The sequence below is a fragment of the Bacillus sp. TL12 genome (genome assembly GCF_022625245.1).
Classification (GTDB): domain Bacteria; phylum Bacillota; class Bacilli; order Bacillales; family Bacillaceae_G; genus Bacillus_A.
Genome location: NZ_JAJJBY010000003.1, coordinates 120,343 through 143,185 on the forward strand (window position 1 = coordinate 120,343; position 22,843 = coordinate 143,185).

General features: G+C 34.7%; 21 protein-coding genes, 1 pseudogene, 1 riboswitch and 1 other annotated feature. Of the genes and pseudogenes, 7 read left to right on the forward strand and 15 right to left on the reverse strand.

Annotation, left to right across the window (positions count from 1 at the left end):
• Positions 1 to 336: 336 nt before the first annotated feature.
• From LOK41_RS04195 to LOK41_RS04205, 3 genes and pseudogenes are all read right to left on the reverse strand, one after another.
• A pseudogene (locus LOK41_RS04195) lies at positions 337 to 435 on the reverse strand (hypothetical protein); the annotation flags it as partial.
• Positions 436 to 544: 109 nt separating this feature from the next.
• Positions 545 to 1,816, reverse strand: a complete 1,272-nt coding sequence (locus LOK41_RS04200) for an MFS transporter (RefSeq protein ID WP_241815389.1) — start codon at positions 1,814 to 1,816, stop codon at positions 545 to 547.
• Between the two features lie 177 nt (positions 1,817 to 1,993).
• Positions 1,994 to 2,557, reverse strand: coding sequence for an undecaprenyl-diphosphatase (locus LOK41_RS04205; protein ID WP_241815390.1), 564 nt, complete (start codon positions 2,555 to 2,557; stop codon positions 1,994 to 1,996).
• 384 nt (positions 2,558 to 2,941) lie between these two features.
• Here LOK41_RS04205 and LOK41_RS04210 point away from each other — a divergent pair, with 384 nt between their 5' ends.
• Complete coding sequence (locus LOK41_RS04210; protein ID WP_241815391.1) at positions 2,942 to 3,406, forward strand: SMI1/KNR4 family protein; 465 nt, start codon at positions 2,942 to 2,944, stop codon at positions 3,404 to 3,406.
• 82 nt (positions 3,407 to 3,488) lie between these two features.
• Here LOK41_RS04210 and LOK41_RS04215 read toward each other — a convergent pair whose 3' ends face one another.
• Positions 3,489 to 3,710 (reverse strand): hypothetical protein, encoded by a 222-nt coding sequence (locus LOK41_RS04215; RefSeq protein ID WP_481748792.1) that lies wholly within the window; start codon positions 3,708 to 3,710, stop codon positions 3,489 to 3,491.
• 104 nt (positions 3,711 to 3,814) lie between these two features.
• Here LOK41_RS04215 and LOK41_RS04220 point away from each other — a divergent pair, with 104 nt between their 5' ends.
• Together LOK41_RS04220 and LOK41_RS04225 are read left to right on the forward strand one after the other, a co-directional pair.
• Positions 3,815 to 4,210: a hypothetical protein gene (locus tag LOK41_RS04220; protein ID WP_241815392.1), complete on the forward strand. Its 396-nt coding sequence runs from the start codon at positions 3,815 to 3,817 to the stop codon at positions 4,208 to 4,210.
• A 268-nt stretch (positions 4,211 to 4,478) separates the two neighbouring features.
• Positions 4,479 to 4,937: a hypothetical protein gene (locus tag LOK41_RS04225; protein ID WP_241815393.1), complete on the forward strand. Its 459-nt coding sequence runs from the start codon at positions 4,479 to 4,481 to the stop codon at positions 4,935 to 4,937.
• A 47-nt stretch (positions 4,938 to 4,984) separates the two neighbouring features.
• Here LOK41_RS04225 and LOK41_RS04230 read toward each other — a convergent pair whose 3' ends face one another.
• The 4 genes from LOK41_RS04230 to LOK41_RS04245 form a co-directional block, all read right to left on the reverse strand.
• Positions 4,985 to 6,247, reverse strand: a complete 1,263-nt coding sequence (locus LOK41_RS04230) for an MFS transporter (RefSeq protein WP_241815394.1) — start codon at positions 6,245 to 6,247, stop codon at positions 4,985 to 4,987.
• A gap of 105 nt (positions 6,248 to 6,352) precedes the next feature.
• Entirely contained in the window at positions 6,353 to 7,969 is a 1,617-nt protein-coding gene (locus LOK41_RS04235) for a YndJ family protein (protein WP_241815395.1), read from the reverse strand.
• Positions 7,966 to 8,586, reverse strand: a complete 621-nt coding sequence (locus tag LOK41_RS04240; RefSeq protein ID WP_241815396.1) for a DUF4166 domain-containing protein — start codon at positions 8,584 to 8,586, stop codon at positions 7,966 to 7,968. Before LOK41_RS04240 ends, LOK41_RS04235 begins: the two co-directional genes overlap by 4 nt.
• A gap of 4 nt (positions 8,587 to 8,590) precedes the next feature.
• Positions 8,591 to 9,499, reverse strand: a complete 909-nt coding sequence (locus LOK41_RS04245) for a DoxX-like family protein (protein ID WP_241815397.1) — start codon at positions 9,497 to 9,499, stop codon at positions 8,591 to 8,593.
• 201 nt (positions 9,500 to 9,700) lie between these two features.
• A riboswitch (Lysine riboswitch) is annotated at positions 9,701 to 9,887 on the forward strand.
• 230 nt (positions 9,888 to 10,117) lie between these two features.
• On the opposite strand from LOK41_RS04245, the gene LOK41_RS04250 reads away from it, so the two are divergent.
• The 3 genes from LOK41_RS04250 to LOK41_RS04260 all read left to right on the forward strand — a co-directional run bounded on the left by LOK41_RS04250 (position 10,118) and on the right by LOK41_RS04260 (position 13,299).
• Complete coding sequence (locus tag LOK41_RS04250; protein ID WP_241815398.1) at positions 10,118 to 11,347, forward strand: aspartate kinase; 1,230 nt, start codon at positions 10,118 to 10,120, stop codon at positions 11,345 to 11,347.
• A 145-nt stretch (positions 11,348 to 11,492) separates the two neighbouring features.
• Positions 11,493 to 12,206, forward strand: coding sequence for a response regulator transcription factor (locus LOK41_RS04255; RefSeq protein ID WP_241815399.1), 714 nt, complete (start codon positions 11,493 to 11,495; stop codon positions 12,204 to 12,206).
• Between the two features lies 1 nt (position 12,207).
• On the forward strand, positions 12,208 to 13,299 hold the full coding sequence (locus tag LOK41_RS04260; protein ID WP_241815400.1) for a sensor histidine kinase: 1,092 nt from the start codon (positions 12,208 to 12,210) through the stop codon (positions 13,297 to 13,299).
• Positions 13,300 to 13,425: 126 nt separating this feature from the next.
• Here LOK41_RS04260 and cyoE read toward each other — a convergent pair whose 3' ends face one another.
• From cyoE to LOK41_RS04295, 7 genes are all read right to left on the reverse strand, one after another.
• A complete protein-coding gene (gene cyoE, locus LOK41_RS04265) occupies positions 13,426 to 14,343 on the reverse strand; it encodes a heme o synthase (RefSeq protein WP_241815401.1) in 918 nt (305 codons plus the stop codon).
• Between the two features lie 246 nt (positions 14,344 to 14,589).
• The gene (locus LOK41_RS04270; protein WP_241815402.1) at positions 14,590 to 15,393 is read right to left on the reverse strand and encodes a DUF4097 family beta strand repeat-containing protein; all 804 of its coding nucleotides are present in this window, start codon (positions 15,391 to 15,393) and stop codon (positions 14,590 to 14,592) included.
• Positions 15,394 to 15,415: 22 nt separating this feature from the next.
• Positions 15,416 to 16,936, reverse strand: a complete 1,521-nt coding sequence (locus LOK41_RS04275; protein ID WP_347269287.1) for a hypothetical protein — start codon at positions 16,934 to 16,936, stop codon at positions 15,416 to 15,418.
• A 37-nt stretch (positions 16,937 to 16,973) separates the two neighbouring features.
• Positions 16,974 to 17,864: an ABC transporter ATP-binding protein gene (locus LOK41_RS04280; RefSeq protein WP_241815404.1), complete on the reverse strand. Its 891-nt coding sequence runs from the start codon at positions 17,862 to 17,864 to the stop codon at positions 16,974 to 16,976.
• Positions 17,865 to 18,513: 649 nt separating this feature from the next.
• Positions 18,514 to 20,529, reverse strand: coding sequence for a class I SAM-dependent methyltransferase (locus LOK41_RS04285; protein ID WP_241815405.1), 2,016 nt, complete (start codon positions 20,527 to 20,529; stop codon positions 18,514 to 18,516).
• Between the two features lie 375 nt (positions 20,530 to 20,904).
• Positions 20,905 to 21,888 carry an aspartate--ammonia ligase gene (asnA, locus tag LOK41_RS04290; RefSeq protein WP_241815406.1) on the reverse strand — a complete coding sequence of 328 codons (984 nt, stop codon included), beginning with the start codon at positions 21,886 to 21,888 and terminating at the stop codon, positions 20,905 to 20,907.
• A gap of 71 nt (positions 21,889 to 21,959) precedes the next feature.
• Positions 21,960 to 22,220, reverse strand: a binding site (T-box leader).
• Positions 22,221 to 22,351: 131 nt separating this feature from the next.
• Positions 22,352 to 22,492 (reverse strand): hypothetical protein, encoded by a 141-nt coding sequence (locus LOK41_RS04295; RefSeq protein ID WP_241815407.1) that lies wholly within the window; start codon positions 22,490 to 22,492, stop codon positions 22,352 to 22,354.
• Positions 22,493 to 22,712: 220 nt separating this feature from the next.
• On the opposite strand from LOK41_RS04295, the gene LOK41_RS04300 reads away from it, so the two are divergent.
• A complete protein-coding gene (locus LOK41_RS04300; RefSeq protein WP_241815408.1) occupies positions 22,713 to 22,841 on the forward strand; it encodes a DUF3934 domain-containing protein in 129 nt (42 codons plus the stop codon).
• The last annotated feature ends 2 nt before the right edge of the window (positions 22,842 to 22,843 follow it).

Below are 22,843 nucleotides of genomic sequence, written 5' to 3' on the forward strand. Positions count from 1 at the left end.
ATTATAAGCTCCACGATTCCAGATAACTCCCTCTAAAAAAGTAATTTAAAGTCACTGTACGACATAGTTAATACCTCTATTTAATAGTTATTCGTTTTATAATGGATTATACTTTTCCTAAAAATCTAATGATTATTTTTCGTAAAAAATAATATAAAGCATACAACAATCAGCACATAGGGAAGGAGCATTCATATGGCAAAAAACGTTGAACCTTGAAAAGGACGCATCGGTGCAGGATAAGGTCATAGTCAATTGCAAGGTCCAAATAGAAAAATAAAAAAAGAGAGCTGCCCATAAGTCGGTTTTAACGACTTATGAGGCATCTCCCAATCATTACAATTCGAGTTCTCTTCTACGAAAAAGCTCAACAACTGCTTGCGAACGTTCTTTAACCCCTAGCTTTTGCATTGCCTTACTAATATGATTACAGACAAGCCCTCTAAGAAACTACAACTTGAATCAAAAGAAGGGTATCTCCCCCAAACAGAGACATACCCCTCACCATTTTATAAAAAAAACTTTTATATTCTTTTAGTAAACGCTATCTATTCCCTTTCTGAGACCAAATCACAACAGGAATAAGTAACAAGGCTAAGGCTCCTCCAGCTAATGATAATGCTGCATAACTTGAATTCGCTACTACCATGCCAGACATCGCTCCACCGGAAGCGCCAGCTAATGCAATTAAAACGTCGATTTTCCCTTGTGTTTTTGCGCGTGTTAAAGGTTCTGTGGCATCAACAATTTGAGCAGTACCGCTTATTAAACCAAGGTTCCATCCTAATCCAAGTAAAACTAAAGCAACGACTAAGAGAATGAGAGAGTCACTTGGTGCGACAGCAGCTATCACTCCTGCGCTAAGTAATACTACCCCAGAAGCGATACTCATTGTCATCCTACCAACCTTATCAACTAAAATTCCTGTAACAAGTGATGGCAAATACATTGCCCCTACATGGAAACCAATAACAAGGCCCACTTCATGCAAGCCATGGCCATGGTGCTTCATATGTACAGGAGTCATTGTCATAATTGCGACCATTACGATTTGCGTAAGTATCATAACGACCGCACCAACTATAACGCCTCTTTTATTTTCTATCGACGTCTTAATCATTGAATTTTCTTTATTTATTTGCTTCTGTTTATATGTTTCTATTACACTCGCTACTATTAATGGGTCTGGGCGAAGCATAATGAAAAGTACGAGCCCTGCTAGTAAAAATGCAGCTGCTGATAATAAGAACGGCCCCGCAAGTTTCGGAATCCCAATGGAAAGAGCAATATTTCCCATTATCCCGACCAGGTTCGGTCCAGCGACCGCTCCAAAAGTTGTCATAACCATTGTCGTACTAATGGCTGTTGCCCGCTGTTTCTTATTCGCCAAGTCCGTACCAGCATAACGAGCTTGTAAATTTGTGGCTGTTCCTGCCCCATAAATGAGTAAAGAAGCTAGTAGAAGGATAATACTATTTGTTAGAGTTGCCATTACGACACCAATAGCACCAACTCCTCCCGCCATAAACCCAGACGCAAGCCCAATCCGGCGCCCATAACGTTGTGAAAGCCTCCCTACTATGAAAGCCGCTCCTGCTGATCCCATTGTAAACATCGCTGTTGGCAGTCCCGCGAATGCATCTGTTCCAAGCATTTGCTGTGCAAGCAGTGCCCCGACTGTAATTCCAGCGGCTAATCCTGCACCACCAAACATTTGTGAAATGCTTACAATGATTAATGTTCGTTTATACAGCTTTTGTTGTTCTTCCGCTGTATACATATGCCCCCTTATTAGGCCATTTGCTTCATTAAGCAATTCCTCACCTTCTTTTTGAAAAATTCTCCCCTTGTTAAATGTACTATGGTTAACATTTCATATTCAATAATATTTTCATCCGTTCTTTTCGTTCTAAAAGAGACCAACAAAAAAACTGTCTAAATACTTTGATTTAGGACAGTTTTTTCTTAGATATAAGCATCTTACTTTATAAAATTAGTTTCCCCCTTGAAAAATGGGTTTCGCAATTAATCTAGCAACAGGACATATTTTAAATACAACATACTGTGTAAATAGAGCTATCAATATTCCATGTACAATTCCTGCAATTACATCAAGTGGATAATGTACGCCTACCCATACTCTCGAAAAAGCTACACCAAGCGCTAACAAAAACCAAGTATATTTAAAACGATATGCAGATAGCAATAATGTAGCTGCAATCACGACAGCTGATGTTGCATGATCACTTGGGAAAGAAGAGTTAGCAGCGTGATCTACGAGTTGTGTGATGTTATGTGAAACAAAAGGTCGATCTCTATATAGAAATTGTTCAATAACCCTATTCATCGAATAAGCTAAAGTAAATGCGACCATCGCTTGAAAAGCCATTACACGAAAATTCGGTTTATTCCTTATCCATAATAGGGCAAGCAATAACACGAAAGCATATTGTACATATTCTGCAAATAGTATCATTACATAATCTATTAATGGATATTGCTGTACTTTATCATTTATAAAGTTAAACCATTCATAATCTAAATCTTTCAAATTCATTACATAATCTCCTTTAATTCCTTCGTTCACGTTACATTTTAATAAAATATACCTTTTGAAATCATTTAGCAGCAGACTATATTTTCTGTTGCTTTCTAGCCAAAAAGCATAATCTATTCCATTTTAATAAGATTACTCACGATGTACTATCTTATTTCGTGACATAAACATTACATTTTTGTAAGGTTCCTTTCCATTTTGACAGTTCAACTTATCTAAAGTGTTTATATGAAACACTTTAAGGTAAATATAAATAGTACATTCCAGAAAAACAGAATAGTATGTTAACATTAAAACACTAACAAACGAAGTATGTAGTTGGTATGGATATCTTTTGTTTCAATACTTCGCTAGTCTATATCTCTATAATAGTTTGTAAAAAATATGGTAGGTAACGAAACAACCACCATTATACTAAAACTCAAAATACGTTTGGAGTGTTTACAAATGGTATACAAAGATATTATAAAAAAAATTCATGATGCACCAACTGATTATGATTTTAGTACATTAACTGATTCCATTATTGAGGAAGAATCCATGCTTAACGGTGTACCCCAAGACTATATTTCCTTCTTAAAGGAAGTCGGCTATGGATCTGTTTCTAATTCCTATTTTATGTTTTACGGAGGACTTATTGAAGCAGATGAAATATATGATGTAGATGACAATCCAGAACTGAAAAATGTTTTACTATTTGGTGATAACTATGCCGGCGATGCTATAGGCTTTCATAAAACAAACAACTGGAAAATTGTTGAGATTTGGCATGAGGACTTATCAATCGTACCAAGGGAGGAAAAGAATTTTAAAGAAGTTGCTCAAAACATATTTTGGAAAAAACTTTGAGATAGTAGCCATTTTATATAAAATAGAAAAAACATTCCACTAATGCATCTGTGGAATGTTTTTCTCTCATTAAACTTACTTTCTAACCTTTACTTATTAAAACTTTTCTTCTCCTACCAACCCAGAACTCCCCTTCATAAAACACCAAGCTAACCAAACCACAAATCAAAATAATCGGTACACTCGCTTTATATAAATCTGTAAAGCGTATTGTCATCTTTTTCTCTGCATAGTGGCTAACATCATTTGAGAATGCAAGAATCTCTCCCCTTACTTTCTCTTCTTTAATTTTTACTAATAACATATATCATGAATTTTATTAGACAAGCATACAAGAAAAACAAACCTAATTTAATACATTAATACTAAGAGATATACCAAATCAAAGAAGAAAGAAGGAAAAACTCTATGAAAAACGATAAAAAACATAAAAATGATAAAAGCGATAACCACTATGATAAAAATGAATCAAACGAAAATATCTATTTCGAACTCGATAAAAACAATTTTTCAATTCATATTACCATATATAACATCTATAATCTCGCAGACCGAGGCAGTAATGCTGGCACCATTGAACAAAGGGCAGAAGGCGGCGGACAAATTAATAAAGATGTTGGAACAAACGCAAATCAAGGTGGACAAAATGCTATAAATGGTAGCAAAAGTGCAAATAATAAATCACAGTTCGCAAATGGAAATGGAAGAAGTGGAGTTGCTGGAAAAGGAAACGATGAACAAGGCGGACAGGAATCAATAAAAATAATAAAGAAAAAATGCAAAAAAACATCCACAGACAATTGAAGATGATTATATTGTAAGGTATCGGGGACAGCTAGCAGATTGTTCAGGGAAAATCGTCCCCATTCTTTTTCTTTTTATATTTATAGCTAAAAGATAAACTTATATCTAAAAAACAAGAAGTAAATAGTTACATATAGTATATAAACTTAAAAAATGTAACATCACGTTTCTATAACTACTAAACCAAATATTTATGTATAACTTTTTCACCTTTAGAACATGCTAACAAAATCAAAATAATCAGCTATAGCGAATTGGAGAATGGTACATGAAAAGAAAAATATTGTTGTTACTTTTTTTCATATGTTTTGCAGTTCCACTTCAAACAAGCGCCTTTACTTTTACAGAACTCCCTGTTACATCAAAATCTAAGCAGTGGCGTATTGAAGTTAATCAGGCTAAAGAGCCTCAAGCATTGCAATCAAAAGAAGATATGTATCATACATACAGCTTACTTGTAAAGAATATCGGTAAGGACGTAAGTAACGTATCAATTGAAATTCGTCACAATAACCCAAAATCAAAAGCTGTCTTCAAACCTTTCAATCAGTCTGATATGAGTGTGTCATATAGTCAAACTAGTTTTTCAAAAATGAAATTCCCATTATATAAAGATGCCAATTCATTTGAAGTTGTTATTAGCTGGGAAGACAGTCAATTTAGTTATAACGGTCATCCTGAAAAAGAAGCAAAGCAGTATTCACAAATATTTTTCTTTCACGAATAGTAAGCTCTGCCCTTTAGCAGAACTTACTGTTTTTTTGTAAATATACACTAATCAAACTGGCGAATACTCGGAACAAGCAGCGCGATTGCTACTACGACAATTGCCGCAATAGCTAAAATCGTAATTGTCACAGTACCACCAATTACACTCGCTAACCACCCAACGACTATATATCCTAGCGGTAATAATGCAAACGATCCTAACATATCAAGACTTACCACTCTTCCAAATGCCTCTTCTGGTACCAGCTCTTGCAAGCTCGTTTCCCAAATTAAACCGAAAATCATGATTCCAAACCCTTCGAGTGCCATTAATCCTATTAATCCCGGAGCCCATGAAACAAAAGGCATGATTAAAAGTGCCGCCCCGCTAATAAAGACACCTCCATAAGCAAGCAATCCCCTTCTATGCCACCTCTGTCTTCCGCCAAAAATAAGAGCTGCCACAACAGCCCCTACCCCAGAACACGCCATTCCAAGTCCATACACAAACGGTTCAAACTGATGATATATATTAAATAGCCAAGGGATTAATACAACGACAATACCAGCATGGCAAATATTAATAAATGAAAATGCTAAAATTGTAATCCATAGCCACGGGTGACTTTTTAAAACAACGATCCCTTCTATAAAATCTTTTTTGAAATTCATTTTTTGATTTGTCTGTTCCTGTACTTTTTTAGCTGTTACACCTTTTAAAAATAACAAACAAGTAAAAGATAGCAAGTAAGTCAATGCATCTAAGCCAAATCCGACCCCAGCCGATGTAACCGAAACAATAAGCCCCCCAAGTGCTGGACCTATTAAACGCACGCCTTGACTACTCATTTGTGTTAATGCATTAGCTGCATTGCGAATTTCTGGTACAAACACCTTCGCTCGCACTGCTGCATATGCAGGTTGGAATAGCCCTTCCATTAGTCCATATAATGCTATTAATACATATAAAATATGGATTGTTAAAGTGTCTGTAAAAATCAGTGTCGCAATTGTTATCATCACTATGCATCGAACGATATCCGTAAATAACATTAATTTAACCCGATTCATCCGGTCAACAATTAACCCAGAAAACGGTAAAATAAGAATATTCGGTAGCATATACATCGCCATCGTCGTTCCCATAACAACTGTTGATCCCGTCAACGTATATACGACTATTGGAAGAATTACCATTGTAATAGAGCTTCCTAGAACGGAAAGAAGTTGCCCGATCCATAAGAAAGTAAAATGACGTGATTTTGTAACAGGTAACAATAAATTACTTACATAACTCCCTTTATTTTCCGTTTGCACCTCTCCTTGCATATGTATCCCCTTCCCTTAAATATCTTCCTTCTTTTTCCTTTTATTATAACATTCAATTTTCATTTTTTTCTAACAATTAAATATTTAGATATGCTAAAAAGTAATTCAATGACCTCTCTCTTCCATCCGCTCAATCTCATACTCAATCTCTAAAAACCTCACACCAAATATCCACATTTGATGATGGGCTACCAAAGCCTTATTCGCCTTTTCTTTTATCGTAAACGTCTCAGATAATGGTAATCGAAGCGTAAAGAAACGAGTATGTAAGTAAATTCCTTCATCCCCTTTTGCATTCTCCCTTAACCTGCTAGTAATGATAAGATTCTTATTCTCATTACGTAATTTTAAAATGCCTGTCATATTCGAATATAGTAATGGCAAGGCAATATTCATATAAGTTTCTCCGTCATATGTATGCTGCGAGTAAAGGGCTACAAAAATTGTTTCACCTTGTTCGTTTTTTCTGATCCACGCTCTCACATCCTCCCTAACATCTTGTTCCTCTTCTATCGCAATGATATTACCAGACATAGATTCCCATTTATTCCCCATCCCTAAATGAATTTGTTGCATATGTCTACTCATTTTCTCATAGAGAAAAGCAAAGGGACGAAACCATTGAGACCACATAATATTTGCTTTTAATTGATAATCTTTCGTATGCTCATAAAAATCAATGATAAGTGGAGATATTTCTCTTTCATCAAACTGCACACTATGAAAATCACTCATTTGATTTACAAGACCTGTATATATCTTCTCTTTTACAACATTCGTCCCTTCCACATTCATTTTCCCCCTCAGGCGACTCATCGGTTTTCCGTAATGAATGTACGCTGGCACACTCCTTTCAAGCATCCAAGCAATAAAGGCAGGCAATGCTACCCCAATTCCATTCACAACACCATGAATCCAAATCATTTGAGCAATTGTGATCGTCATAACTTGTTTAAAGTTTCCATACGAGTATACGAGCGAAAACAAAATCGTTATCATAAGTGTACTTGATGAAATGATAAGAAGGATTTTTGCAATAATCGAAGTGAATTTTGTTTTCCATACATAAATACCATAAACATAAAGAGAAATAAGATAAATGAATACTGCAACGAACTCGAACGTCCTCGAATAAGTAATGCCAACCGCTACGGTCATCGGAGAAATTATAATAATAAATGTAACCATCTCAAATAGTTTGCTTTTCTTTTGTTGCTTTCTCCCGAGTAATCCTGCAGATAAGGGAAGTAAAAATGCAGAATAATGAAAGTGAGCTGCTGTAAGTAAAACGATATCAGAACTAAAATGCATAATTGATATATTTGCTACAGAGGCAAAAAACCAAAACCCACCTAAAAACAAATATATAAACCCACTATCAATTGCCGTCTCCTCTAAAGGTTTCCATCCTCTCTCAAACAATCTACTTACACCAAACAATGCAATCATGCCTGTATATATAAACCAAATCATTGCAAATAAAAAATAATTTGTTACAAACGCAAGCATCGCACTAATTGCAGCAACCGGATAAAACAACGATACTGTTTTATAAAATAAAACCTGTGATCCATCTCTTTTATCCTTATCAACAATACAAAATGACATTGGTATGAATAGAAGAATAGATAGTGATATAATCGCTTCAACAGGATTTAGTACTGGCCATTCCAATATAAGAAAAATCATATAACAAATAAGTCCAACAACTATATTTTTCATTTGTTTTGATCCCTTTCTACAAATGTTCCCTTATATGAAAAAAGCGGGCCAAATAATGGATTTCGTACTTGAACATGAATTTTGTAACAGTTTAATGTATCATCATAGCTCTCTGTAATTTTCGCCTCTCCATATAAAAATTTCGGTAGTGATATTTTCTTCCCAAGTATGTAAAACCATTGTTTTTTTGATAAGATGTGCATTGCTCCTTCTTTATCAACATAAAATGCAAGTGTTGATACAAGCAAATGCGGTTCAACAAAGTAATCAATAATTTCATGCTGTTTCGTATCCAAGTACATAACAGCATTGAAGTAACGTTTTTTGTTACCAAACAGAAACATCCGGTTCCACCTTACAAAGGTAGTTCCCTTCGCATCCTTTTCAGCAGTATTATGTATCGTAAACGGTACTTCTGTTCCTCTTTCTGAAAAGAACATGTGAAATTTCGATGTAACTCTTAAAAACATTTTGACAAGGAATGACCCTTTATTAATTTCATCCATTTTCCCTTCACCTATAAAACTATTGTTTTCCGTAATTGCATAACGTTTTTGTAATTTTGGATGTAGCTGCTGATAAGATTCTCCTAATAATCGTTCATAGATGCTAGCCACACATTTACCCCTTTCTTTTTCTCATACAATTTTTCGCTCTTGGTAAATCATCACTGTTCATATAACCAATAAATGATAATCCAATTAATATAAAATTTAAGGTAATGGGATTAAATGGTTGGATAAAACTCAAAATATTTATGAATCCTGCTGCAATGGTTAAACCAATTAAAATAATAATGTCTAACAGCAATAACTTCTGTTTTTGAAATGGCAACAACCATATGATCCCGAATCCTATTTCTAAAAAACCAATTATTTTAAGAGCAAGAATACTATTTTCGTTTGAACCACTAAGTACAGAAAGCATCCGTACCTCTTCTGGGTGATTAAATAATATTTTTGGCACAAGTCCTTGATACATCCATACAAAAGAAAGTATCAAACAAACAATCCAGTGAATAATCGATTTCTTTATTAGCAACCGAGGGTGAACCCCCTTTTCTAGCCATAACTTTAAAACGTCAAAACTCCATGCTGTAGCCCACCCTAATAGTGACCAAAATACATATGAATCTATCATTCTTCCTATACGGCCAAACCTCGTCTCATAATCATATTGCGTTTCAAAGCAAATCTTTTCTCCATTCGGTGTATACTTCCAATACCCCCTTCCTATTTTTATCAACGAAAGTTTACTGTCTGTCCAAAATTTTAGTGAAGATATTCTCTCCCCTGATTCCTTTCGTAATTGACCTACCGATTCCCCTTCTCCAGCTATCTCAAGCCCAAAACCCATTTTCGTTTTGTATAAAAAACGTTGCGGTTCACCTTCTTTTCTCTCTAAATACGATATTTCAGTAAACCGCGCATCCCACTCTGTATGTAACGTTAGATCTTGTGTATACTTCCATAGTTCTTCCATTGATGTTTCCATTTCTGCTCGAACATAAATTGGTTTCGGCCTCTTCACCCTCTCTCCCCCACTCCCTCTATATTACTAATGTATATATAAAATCCAATTCCATCTATATTTTTCAAATATTTCTTTTTATTTATTTAAAAAGATTAAATTTTCAAAATATTAATAAAGCACTTGATTTCCTAAAATATTTTAATTATTATAAAACAAATGTTACCAAATAACTTCATAAACCAAACACTCTCGCCCAAAACGTGAGATAGAGGTTGCAACGCTTATAAGTATTCTAAAGGAGACACAGAGATGTCTATGAGTTTAGAAAAAAGGAAGTGTTGCCGAAATTGATAAATTTCTCTGCATTTATCAATTGGGGCTGTTTTCGAATAGAAACAGAACTGTCATATATACAGACGTGTATATGTGAAGAGCTATCTACAAAAAAGAGATATCATGTTCTATATGATATTCCTTTTTTGGCGGTTTTTTTATTAGCTCCTTTTTCTGTTTCCCTTTTCCTGTAACAGCACCATCCTCACCTATTTGAGATGGTGTTTTTTGTTTTTCTTTCCGGTAACTACAGGAATACTTAGGGACTTGTATATCGCTCTTATATGTTTTTACACCTTTCCTAATTTACGAATAAAAAATGGATGAAAGAAGGAATTTGCAATGGAAACGATTGTTCAAAAATTCGGTGGTACTTCTGTCGGAAGTATCCAGCGCATTCAACATGTAGCAGATTTAATTATTGAAGAATATGAACGAGGGAACGGTGTTGTCACTGTTGTATCTGCAATGGGAAAAAGCACAGATGAGCTTGTTGCACTCGCTACCGCTATTAGTGAAAATCCGAGTAAACGTGAAATGGACATGCTCCTAACAACTGGCGAACAAGTAACAATTTCCTTATTAACAATGGCATTGCAAGCAAAAGGATATCAAGCTATTTCACTAACGGGCTGGCAAGCTGGTATTACAACTGAATCTGTACATGGAAGCGCAAGAATCACTGATATTAACACAGAACGTATTCAATCCTATTTACAAGAAGGTACGATTGTAATCGTTGCTGGCTTCCAAGGATTAAGTGGAGAGAACGAGGTTACTACACTTGGCCGCGGCGGTTCTGATACAACTGCTGTCGCATTAGCAGCTGCGCTGAAAGCGAAAAAATGTGATATTTATACAGACGTCACAGGCGTTTACACAACTGATCCCCGCGTTGTAAAAGACGCATATAAATTAGATGAAATTTCTTATGATGAAATGTTAGAACTCGCAAATCTTGGAGCTGGTGTACTGCACCCACGCGCTGTTGAATTTGCAAAAAATTATAACGTCGTTTTAGAAGTTCGTTCAAGCATGGAACAAGAAAATGGAACAATTGTAAGGGGAGAATGTAACATGGAACAACAATCAGTGGTAAAAGGTATTGCATTTGAAGATAACATTACACGTGTAACAATGAAAGGGTTAGAACAAGAATCACTTTCAACTGTTTTCTCTACACTAGCTACAGCTCATATTAATGTTGATATTATTATTCAAAGTATTACAAATGAAGGTACTGTACATCTATCCTTCTCTATTCATTCGAATGATTTAAAAGAAACACTCGAAGTATTAGAACAAAATCAAGAAACGCTTCATTATGAATCTGTAGAATATGAAAATCACCTAGCTAAAGTATCTATCGTAGGGTCGGGCATGGTATCAAATCCTGGTGTTGCGGCTAGCATGTTTTCTACATTAAAAGAAGAAAATATTCATATTAAAATGGTAAGTACATCTGAAATTAAAGTATCTGTTGTCATTGATCGCCTCCATTTAGTAGATGGTGTAGAAGCACTTCATCAATCATTTATGGCAAAAATTGAACCTATGGTACAAATGAATTAATTTGATGTTGAAAATAACAACAAAGAATCTTTCTTTGTTGTTATTTTTTTATCTAGCAAAATAGTATTATGTTACACTATTACATGTGAAATATTTTCCAAATATCTTTTAATAGATTCAAAAAACATGTAAAGGTGGATCCGTAGTGAGAATAGAAAAAATACTTTTAGTAGATGATGAACAAGGCATACTAGATATGTTAGTACTTACACTAAAAAAAGAAAACTTCTCTCATATAACAACCGCTACCAATGGAGCTGAGACATTAACTCTTATTAAAAATCATCCATTCGATATTATCTTACTCGATGTGATGCTACCGGATATTGATGGATTTGAACTATGCAGACAAATTCGAAACTATACAAATACTCCTATTTTATTTGTAACAGCGCGCTCGAGTGATTTAGATAAATTAACAGGACTAGGAATTGGCGGAGATGATTACATAACAAAACCATTTAACCCTTTAGAAGTTGCTGCCCGAATTAACGTCCAATTGCGTAGACAACATATGATACAAGAACTGCACAATGAAGAAAAATTTAACCTACATTTTAAATCCTTTTCTCTATATCCTAGCGAAGGATTGATAACAGTAAACAACGAACCTGTACATTGCACCGCTAAAGAACTAGAATTACTTACTTTCTTATGCACACACCCAAACCGAATTTTTACTGCTGAACAATTGTACGAGCAAGTATGGGGATTGACTTCTATGGGTGATGATAAAACAGTCGTCATGCATATCTCTAAATTACGTAAAAAAATAGAAGAAAACCCTAAATCACCTACATACATTGTCAATTTAAGAGGGATTGGTTATAAATTTATCCCACATACGAAGGAGCAATAATATGAAAATTGGTTTCAGATTAGGCTTCCATTTTATTCGCAGTTTATGTATCGGTACTTTTTTCATGGGTATTTTTATGGCAATCTTTATGGAAGGCATACTCCCTCTTATAGGAATAGGCAAAGATGACAAGGATACAGAAGCTCTTATCGTTTTTTCCCTCTTTATATGTACGCTTCTTATCGGCGCCATTGTATATGGGTGGCATATTAGTAAGCCTCTATTCCGAGTGATTTCTTGGATTAACCAACTAGCAGAAGGATCCTACGCGACGCCAGCAAATACAAAACAAATGTATAAGAAAAAAACAGGGAAATTAAAAGGGCCGTACCGCCTATATAAAGACGTCTTTCTAAATATAGAGCACTTAACAAATAGATTACGAGAAATAGAAACTGAACGTGAACAACTTGAGAAAATGAAACGGGAATGGATGGCAGGAATCTCTCATGATCTCAAAACACCACTTACCTATATTACAGGATACAGCGCGCTTATGTTATCACCAGATCATACTTGGAGTCACGAAGAAAAAGAAAAATTTTTACAAGAAATTCAGCAAAAGGGCGATCATATGAAAGAGTTAATTGAAGACTTAAACCTTTCCTTTCGTCTTCAAGATTCACAAATCCCATTAAGAAAAGAAGAAATAAACATCGTTGAATTTACAAGAAGACTGATAGCTGATATAACAAACGATCCACGCTCTCAGCATTATCATTTTAGTTTTGAATCAAGCAATACAAACATAATGATTCCAATTGATACAAAATTATTCCACCGTTCTTTACAAAACTTGTTTATGAACGCTATTTTACACAATCCGCCAGAAACAAAAATCCATACCTCTATTCTATTACAAGAAGATATACATATTATAATAGAAGATACTGGCGCTGGCATGGATGAATTAACCGTTCAAAACTTATTTAAGCAATACTATCGTGGGACAACTACAAATGTTTCAAATGAAGGAACAGGCCTTGGGATGACAATTGCTCATAAAATTATAACAGCACACGGCGGGACGGTTCGTGTTACGAGTAAAATCGGTACAGGTTCAAAGATTCATATCATACTCTCAAATCAATAGTCTTATGATAAGATTGCCTACATGAAATGAAACTTTCTTCTTTACATAAAAAAACCAATTTCTCCTTTTATAGAGGAGAAATTGGTTTTTTACTTTTTACAAAACTCTTGTATCAGCACCTTATTTTCAGCTTCCGAAAAAGATACCTACTAGAGAATAGATAATAATTGTAGAAAATAAAATCGTCATATGGAACAGAGAAAAAATAAACAACGATTTTGCCCATTTCTCTGAATCCATTTTTCTATAACCATAAATACTTAAAGCAAGCCATAGTATGCTTAAAAGAAGTGATACTAACATAAGACCAATACTTAATGACCCTAAAAGAATACTGATAATAATTAAAATCATTAAATACACGTTCGTTTGTATATATGTTCTTTTAACACCTTTTACTACTGGAAGCATCGGAACCTTTGCAGCCTTATACTCATCATGTTTACGAATGGCTATCGCATAGAAATGAGGCATTTGCCAAATAATCATGATAATAAAAAGACCGATAATAGCTGGATGCGTGATATCCGGATACATAGCAGCCCACCCGATGAGCGGCGGCATTGCTCCTGAAATACTTCCAATTTCCGTGTTATAAATTGTTCTTCTTTTGCTCCACATTGTATATGGTACGACATACAAAAATAAACCTAAAAATCCCAATAACGCTGCTAAATATGTCGTTAGCGCAAGAAATGCTAAACCAGAAATCATCATGACTATCCCAAGCCATAATACAGCTTTAAAACTGATTTCTCCCGTTACAGTCGGTCTATTTTTTGTTCTCTCCATAATCGAATCAATGTCACGATCATACAGATTGTTAAAAGCTCCTGCTGCTCCTATGATTAAAATCGAACCAATCATCGCAAATATAATTTCTGGAATTTTTTCAAACGGGCTAATTTTATATTTATATAAAGCCAATGTCAACCCAGCAAACATCGGGACCAAATTCGATTTAATAATTCCAGTCTTTACAGTTTGGGCTAAAATGTCCGATAACTGTCGTTTCGAATTTGTTAATTTTTTTTTTCTTCCCATGACACTCTGTACTCCTTTTCATCAGGCATTTCTACCATACATATAGTATTAACATACTCCTCGGTATATTAATACTATATGATATGCATGTCAAGAAAAAGAGAGTATACGTTGCGCCTTTGAAGGTTAATCTATGAGAATTGGAAAATTCTTATATAAATATCCCTGAAAAGGTATATTCAGTGAAAACATATTCTAAACAAATCTGAAATCACCGCTCAGAACATATCGTTTTTCATGCCTCCGTTATTTTTCATGCCTTAATTCAATCTTTCCTGTCATAGAATGCACGGTTAACTTTGTATCATTTTCTTTTCCAGTTCCTATATGACCTTTTACTTTATGATCGTTCCCTTTTTCACCAGTTGAAAGTGAAAATTCATTTTTGATTTTCCCCGCAGGTGTCGACAAATCAACCTCAAGACTTGTCGGCTCTTTTCTCAATTGTATATTTACATTAGATGATTCCGTTTTTATTTTACTTTCATTTTTTAGATTTGAAGCAGCGGATACATTCACTTCTCCTGTATTGTTTTGAATATCGAAGCTTCCCTCCACTCCTTGTAACGTAATCCCTCCTGATTCAGAAACCCCTTTTATACTGTTTCCTTTATAATCTTTTATTGTCATATCACTTGAATCGCTATACAAATTCAATTGCTTTGATGTTATATTCTCTCCTATTACTTCTCCTGATTCTGTTTTAATATCTATTTTTTCATATACTTTTTCGGGAAGATATATATGTACTGCAGCTGTTTTCAAATTCACAATAGACGACGAATTCTCTGTAATAATCTCTAGTTTCTCCCCATCTTCTTTTACTTTTAGATCTTTCATCTCTCCTGTATCCACCTTAATATCTTTTCCTGTTGTAGAGTGAAGTTTAATATTTTGTCCTACTGTTTTTACATAAATCTCATTTATATTTTCCGCAGCGAACTTTTTGGAGACTGGTGCTTCATTCCCTTTCTCATCACAAGCTACTAAACTCAAAATCATTGTACTTATAAATGAAAACAAATATATTTTCTCTTTGATAGTTCTCATTCCGTCACTCCTTCTTGGCTATTTATTTAAATATTAGCCGTAACCTTCCCATTTGCTGCAACTGTCCGACCAATGCGATACATAGTAATAAAATAGATAGCGTAATATACATAATCACATATGATGTTGATATTCCTAAAAAATCTACATATGGAAGATGATTCACTGGCCCTAAATACCATAAAAGCATATACACCACTTCAAACAATTTACGTGTCCTACTCCATACTCCAAATGCTAAGGCTAGCGTTGGAATAAATACTATACCGCTAAGCCAAGAAAGCAAGAGCGAAATATCTTCAATTAATATAAATTGAATGATAACACCACTAGAGATAATAAAACCCACTATAATACCTGAAATCCATGTTGCAAAAAACTTATAAAATGGAGAACAACTCGACATAATAATTTGATCCGTACCGTAGTATGTTTCTCTCGTCATCATTTGTGACCAAATTGCAATGGGCCAAATTAGAATAAGAGCTATCCACTCTCTTGCTATATGTACTGGACATATCAAGCCAAATGCTATAAACCCAGCTGCAAGAACGTACCACCAAACTGTAAAGCCTTTTAACATAATAGATAACTCCGCTTTGATTAATAGAAACATGTTTATTCCTCTTGTCTTCTTAATCGTAGTAAATATAAAATTGTTCAAATTTTTCTCATTCACAATGGCAGACTGATATTTCTTCTCAAACTCTTCTTCCTTTTCCTTCACTTTAGAGCATGTACGAAATCTATTAAAAATAAGAGAAGTGATCCAAATGAATAAAAGCGCCACCCCAAGCCAAGTCAAGCTTACGACAAACATTCCAGGATTCCAATCTACTCCATTCCAATCAAATGTTTGTATCGCTCCCTCAACAGGGTTATATCCAAATCCTCCCTCGCCATTTTCTTTTAAAAATCCATACTCGCTAACCGCATCATGTATCATATCTGAACGAATCATTCCTAAACCAAATACATCTAAATAACGATTTGGTACTTCAAAAGACAAAATCGCTAATAACACCCATAAGAAAAAGAATACGATATTACCGATCACACCATTCAAACCAGGAAATATATCAAAAAAGGTTGTTAACGCAGCGAGAAGCAGAAGTGAAGGAAACACAATATAAATAAGTGGGTACAAATAACCACCTAATTGAAATGAAAGATCTTCTCCACGTATAAATTGCATTGCGATAAAAGCAACAATTAATACCATCTTAATCACTACTAATACAATAAAATTAGAAATTGTTTTCCTAAAAATATATCGAAAATTGCTTATCGGTGAAGCAGCAATTAATTGCCCAACGCCTAATCGCTGCTCGTCTGAAATTTGGCTCCTTAATACATAAAAGCCGAGTAACCAAATAAATAAAGCAGATGTCATCGCCCCCATACCACCAAGCCAATTTGAATTATAAATCCCCCTCACTCCGCCAAGATAAAATACTTCATATCCCGCTGAGGCTGCCGGTACACAGGCATATCCAAAAAGAATCGTTACGCCGATTACAATTAAAAATGAATAACTTCTCATTTGTTTTCTAACATCATTTTTAATAACGTAAAATAGATTATATACATTGTTCAATTCGGGTTCCTCCCTTCGCAGAAACATAATACAAATAAGCATCTTCTAAAGAAGCTGGGATCATACGTGCCGCCTTACTAGGAGCATGAACCGAAATAATCCGAGCATGAATGCCATCAGTCCGATGAACAGCACCACTTACTATATATTTCTTTTGAACATGGTGTAGTTCTGAAGCTGGGATCACCTCTTCCCAAACTTTTCCCTCGACACGTTTTAATAATTGTTCAGGTTCCATATGAGCTAATACATTTCCTTTTGATAGTAAAGCAATATTCGTCGCACTGGATTCAATATCTGTTACAATATGCGTTGATAAAATAACAATTCTATCTGCAGAAAGAGTTGACAATAAATTTCGAAATCTAATTCTTTCTTCAGGATCCAATCCTACTGTTGGCTCATCTACAATTAATAGTTTGGGATCATTTAATAAAGCTTGTGCAATGCCAACTCTTTGTCGCATTCCTCCAGAGTAGTTACCTAATAGTCGTTTTCTATCATTCGTTAAATTCAGTGCTTCAAGTAGTTCATTAATTCGCTTTTTTGAAGAGTTCATGGCTAAACCTTTCATCGCTGCGATATACTCTAAAAACTCAACCGCATTCATATTTGGATATACCCCAAAATCTTGTGGTAAATAACCAAGCTGTGAACGTAACAACTTTGGTTTCTTTTGAATGTTTTCCCCATTCCATATCACACTACCATTCGTCGGTTGTTCAATTGTTGCTAATATACGCATAAGAGTAGATTTCCCTGCCCCATTTGGTCCTAAAAGCCCTAATACACCAGGCTTTACATGTAAACTACAATCATTCAACGCTACTTTCCCGCCGTACCGTTTCGTTACATGATCAATTATTAATTCCATTCCTGTTTCCCCCTCACCTTATGAAATAAGTGCAAGTTTTTTCACTTACGTTTTCTTATTTTCATTGTAGGTGGTGAAAGTAAAATCTAAGTAAAATCTAGAGAAAATCATCTTAAAATATACATTGAAACTTAAATCATTGGGAATATTCTTCATCCCCTACTAATTATCAGCCCGTACTAACCCGTATTTTATTGTCTGGTCACCTCTCACCTCATTTTTTTCACTGAATTACGAGGTAGGAATTTTACTGTTAGTTTATATGAGATAAAACTTCTAAAACTCAATATATGTTCTAAAAAAAGATTCCGAAACAGATTATTTTTGACTCTGTTTCGGAATCTTTTTTCACACCTTATTCCTTTCAACAATAATTCTTAAAACCTAAAATATAGAATGTAATAACAAACCTACTAACAACCAAAACATTCCTATTTTTCCCTCTACAAAACTCTTTTCAATTATAGAATAGCATGCTTTGATGATACCTATTGAAATATATGCTAAATTAATGTTTTAATCTGTTCCTACATACATATTTCCCGTATATTTTTCATGGTATTTAATCACCTATATAATAAAGTAAATCTTTAATCAACAGGAATTTACCGCCCATTAATGTATAATAAAGTACAAACAGCAAACAAATTTATATTTTCTCAAATACAAGCAAACATGTACTATTTGACAATGCTATTTGTTCACCTTGCTCATCAAATAATGTAACTTTCGATGATAAATGTTCTATATAGCCTTCTAAAAGGTACTGCTTTGCTTCGATTACTTTTACATTCTCTGAACCTACAACATTCTCTACAAAGTCAATATACTCTTGAAGGGTAAATACACCAAATTGTTCCTGTACTTCATGTGGGTATGCTTCCTCCCCCCACGTATACGTATATAAGAATTCCATTGCATCGTTAACCGGCATCCTTACCCGATCCACGTCTAATGTATTAACTTGAATTTGTCTTCCTTTAAAATCACGTTGATAGTTTTTTAAGAAAGGCATTGCGGCTTCATCATGAAACTGCAATTCACACCATCCTTCACCTTCTGTTTTTACTCCATCACGAATAATCCAACGTCCCCCAGGAGTCAATATTTGAAATACACTCTTCACTAAACGTTCCATTGTTGCAATATTAAACTTCTTACCTTCTGTTTCTCCATAAGAAAAGATTTCATGATTCACTGAGCCACAATGAACTGTAGAAATACTTTCCGGATGAAATGTTTCTGCAAGGTGTAAAGCATCGCCTAGTTTAACTTCCCAGTCGTAGCCTTTTTCGTATTTATCATTTGTTAACTTTTCAATTACATTTCGTGACAAATCTACACCAATAACCGATTTATTCGGATAAACTTCTTTAAATTTATTCATCATTGCGCCCCCACCGGGACCAATTTCTACTATTATATCTCCTACTACATACGGAAGAACCGCAACTTTATCATCTACACTCCCATTCATATGCGAAAGATATTCGTCCTCATTTTCCAACCGATCGAAAACATCCCGGCGTAAGCCAAATATTTCACATAACATCATGACTGCTTGTTCATAATGAGCATTATTTTCTTTTTTACAAGCTAAACAAAACTCAATGAGTGTTTTTCCAACTTCACTTGTTCCAAAACCAATTGTTAATACATTTTCAGTTTCCTTTAATTCAGGATACATTTCTGATTGAGGAGTTTGAGTCATATTTAGCAATTCTACTATTGATACACTTCGCAATACTTTTTCAATTGCTCGTTTCGTATAAATATTTAAGTATTTTTCCCCCTCTCTCTCATAATACAATGCGTCCATAAGAGGCTGGAAACTGATATGATCTACATTCTTCTCAGTAATACGTTGGTAGACTAATGCAAATACTTTCACGAACTCTTCAAAACTAAAATGAGTTAATGCTGCTTCTACATACCAAAGGTCATAATTAAATAGAACTGTAAACATTTCTTCTAACCTATCATTCATAATTGAATCATATTCTTGAACAAAATATGTATGATTAGGTGAAGCATTCATACGTAACCGCCGAATTCGTTCCTTTACACTATATTCAATCAGGTCTCCAGAAAGTATTTGTTCAATACGTTCATATACCTCTCCTTTTACTCTTGTCCATAACTTATCCGATACCCCAGTAATAATACATTCATTTAAAACACGAAGCACATCACGCAGTTCATCCTTTTGAATCACACCTTGCTTCCATAATCTTACCAATTCGTTATGAGAATTCATGGATACTTCTCCTCGTAATACTTGCCCTATTAATCCATGTGTACGAATAAGTGTAAACGTTACATCATCATATGGAAAATAGCGTCTATAAATATAAGCTGAATCTTCATTATGCGCTAAAAACGATACCCCCAAATCCTTCCACTTCTTGCGCTGCGTTACAGAACCACACTTTGGTACTTCACTCCAGCACAATACAGTTTCTACACGAGCACGAATACCATATGAAACATTCATTTTTTCTAAATGCCTTAGCGTCCGTTCCACATACTCTAATACACTCCGGTAATTTCTTTCTATACTTACTGTCCCATATTCTTCTAATAAAAACCCTAACCATATATTTGCTTCTTTCGTATATATGTTTCCGTTTCTTGCTTCTTCTATTGCATGTAAACTATGTAGCATACTCTTCTCCCCTTTTGGTTATTCAATGCACATTCTGTCAGAGACATCTATAAAGCAAATGCGTAATCTGTACCCTAATAGACTCATGATTCCATACATGTTATTTCAAACTTCAGTCTAGCATACAATAGCTGTTATTTCTTTTGATCATGTACGGTATTCCAATTTATGAAACGTAAAAAAACATCCAAAAATATCATGTGTCTCTTTTCTTCTGCTTTATCTTCAACAGAAAAAGATAACCTTTGATATTTCGGATGCTTTTTTGAAGAACTTCACACTTCAAAACCATTAAAAAGGTAAATCGAATTTAAATCATTCTTTTTGTAGACTTACAAATCGTCATGTTCAAAAAATAATTCAATTCATTTTTCATTAAAATAAATGAATGTTTTCCTTCTTACATGCCTCACGCATTTCATCAGGCCATACAGAAGATTGAACTTCACCGATATGCGCTTTACGTAAGAAGTACATGCACATTCTTGATTGCCCAATACCACCACCAATTGTAAGTGGAAGTATGTCTTCTAAAATACCTTTATGGAAATCGTAATCACGTTTGAAATCTTCACCTTTCTTTGTTAACTGCTCATCAAGTGATTTACTATCAACACGAATCCCCATTGATGATAATTCAAATGAAGATTGTAGTACTGGATGCCAGAATAAGATGTCCCCGTTTAATTTCCAATCATCGTAGTCAGATGCGCGTCCATCATGTTTTTCACCAGAGCGAAGTGCATCACCAATTCCGATAATAAAGACTGCCCCGTGCTCCTTCGCAATCGCATGCTCACGATCTTTCGGCGTTAACTCTGGATATTTATCTTCTAATTCTTGAGACGTAACAAATACGATATCTTCTGGTAAATACTTTCCAAGGAACGGGTATTTTTCAAACAAATGATCTTCTAAATCTTTGAATATTCCATAAATTGTTCGTACTGTTTCTTGTAGGTAATCCACTGTACGCCATTCTTTTTGAATGATTTTTTCCCAATCCCATTGGTCAACATAAATCGAATGCGTTTCATCAAGTTCCTCATCACGGCGAATCGCGTTCATGTTTGTATATAAACCTTCACCAACTTCGTAACCATATTCATGCAGTGCAAGTCGTTTCCATTTCGATAGTGAATGAACAATTTCTAATTCTTCTCCTGAATGAAGCATATCAAATTCAATTGGACGTTCTACACCGTTTAGGTGATCGTTTAGACCTGATTCTTTCGTTACGAATAGTGGTGCAGATACGCGGAATAGTCCAAGACGTTTTGCTAATTGATCCTCAAAAAATGTTTTAACTTCCTTAATTGCGATTTGTGTCTCTCTTACTGTCATTAATGATTGATACATGCCTATTTCCTCCTAAAATGTTTGGATGTAGTGAAAAGAAGCCAACAAAAAAAGCCCTTCTTTCCCAAAAAAACTGGGACGAAAGGCTTTGGTTCCGCGGTACCACCCAAATTAGCAACAGAGGTTGCTCACTTATTCAGTACGGAGATTAGAGAAATCTCGATACTGTTCTTCTTGTAACGGCGAAGTTCCCGGCTAAGTCTACTTTCCCCTAAAGGATTTCGGTTAGCGACTCCAGGAGGTTCTTCATAACAGGCTTCATATCAGGCTCACACCACCCCTGACTCGCTTTGACTACGTCCTACTACTACTCGTCCTTTCACAGTCGTTTTGTTGTCACATCTCTGAAACATTTTATTAATGATTATTCTATACAAAAAAATAAGAAAGTCAACAAAAATTTGAAAATATTTTTCAATTCTTTATTTTATTTCTTTATCGATTCTTTAAAACCTTATGAGAGTTATCGCTTCTTTTGTGGCTTCGCTCCGAAAAACACTTTACCTAAAGTAGCCATCATATATATGACAAGAAGGGTAAGCGTTCGAAAAATAGAATCCATTGTATTTCTCATCATTTTCAGTTCCTTTGTACTTCTTTTCATATGTATAACGTTCTACAATTTGAATAGATCTATGCAAATTTTGATAATGATTTCATAATACATCAAATTACTGCCGATTTTATGATATACTATATCATTCAGTTGTTTGTTCTGATTCATAACGAATAGGAACAAACATAGTCATAGCTCGAGATTATGTTTCAAAGACATTGACTGCTATCAAAGTAGATTTTTTATAGAATAGTAACGGAGTGATAATATGAGTAAAGCAAAAGCTAAGAAAGGTACCGGTCAAGGAACAGGAAGTAAAGGCTGGAACCGTTGGCAATCTAGTGCTAAGAAAAAGAAAAATGCGAAACCTTATAAAAGTAAAGGTACAAAAAAATAACT

Bases quoted from the DNA above. Each gene is read 5' to 3' on its own strand.
- LOK41_RS04205 (WP_241815390.1), bottom strand. From the start codon at position 2,557: ATGAATTTGAAAGATTTAGATTATGAATGGTTTAACTTTATAAATGAT.
- LOK41_RS04210 (WP_241815391.1), top strand. From the start codon at position 2,942: ATGGTAGGTAACGAAACAACCACCATTATACTAAAACTCAAAATACGT.
- LOK41_RS04215 (WP_481748792.1), bottom strand. From the start codon at position 3,710: ATGTTATTAGTAAAAATTAAAGAAGAGAAAGTAAGGGGAGAGATTCTT.
- LOK41_RS04220 (WP_241815392.1), top strand. From the start codon at position 3,815: ATGAAAAACGATAAAAAACATAAAAATGATAAAAGCGATAACCACTAT.
- LOK41_RS04225 (WP_241815393.1), top strand. From the start codon at position 4,479: ATGAAAAGAAAAATATTGTTGTTACTTTTTTTCATATGTTTTGCAGTT.
- LOK41_RS04230 (WP_241815394.1), bottom strand. From the start codon at position 6,247: ATGCAAGGAGAGGTGCAAACGGAAAATAAAGGGAGTTATGTAAGTAAT.
- LOK41_RS04235 (WP_241815395.1), bottom strand. From the start codon at position 7,969: ATGAAAAATATAGTTGTTGGACTTATTTGTTATATGATTTTTCTTATA.
- LOK41_RS04250 (WP_241815398.1), top strand. From the start codon at position 10,118: ATGGAAACGATTGTTCAAAAATTCGGTGGTACTTCTGTCGGAAGTATC.
- LOK41_RS04260 (WP_241815400.1), top strand. From the start codon at position 12,208: ATGAAAATTGGTTTCAGATTAGGCTTCCATTTTATTCGCAGTTTATGT.
- cyoE (WP_241815401.1), bottom strand. From the start codon at position 14,343: ATGGGAAGAAAAAAAAAATTAACAAATTCGAAACGACAGTTATCGGAC.
- LOK41_RS04270 (WP_241815402.1), bottom strand. From the start codon at position 15,393: ATGAGAACTATCAAAGAGAAAATATATTTGTTTTCATTTATAAGTACA.
- LOK41_RS04275 (WP_347269287.1), bottom strand. From the start codon at position 16,936: ATGAGAAGTTATTCATTTTTAATTGTAATCGGCGTAACGATTCTTTTT.
- LOK41_RS04280 (WP_241815404.1), bottom strand. From the start codon at position 17,864: ATGGAATTAATAATTGATCATGTAACGAAACGGTACGGCGGGAAAGTA.
- LOK41_RS04285 (WP_241815405.1), bottom strand. From the start codon at position 20,529: ATGCTACATAGTTTACATGCAATAGAAGAAGCAAGAAACGGAAACATA.
- asnA (WP_241815406.1), bottom strand. From the start codon at position 21,888: ATGTATCAATCATTAATGACAGTAAGAGAGACACAAATCGCAATTAAG.
- LOK41_RS04295 (WP_241815407.1), bottom strand. From the start codon at position 22,492: ATGAAAAGAAGTACAAAGGAACTGAAAATGATGAGAAATACAATGGAT.
- LOK41_RS04300 (WP_241815408.1), top strand. From the start codon at position 22,713: ATGAGTAAAGCAAAAGCTAAGAAAGGTACCGGTCAAGGAACAGGAAGT.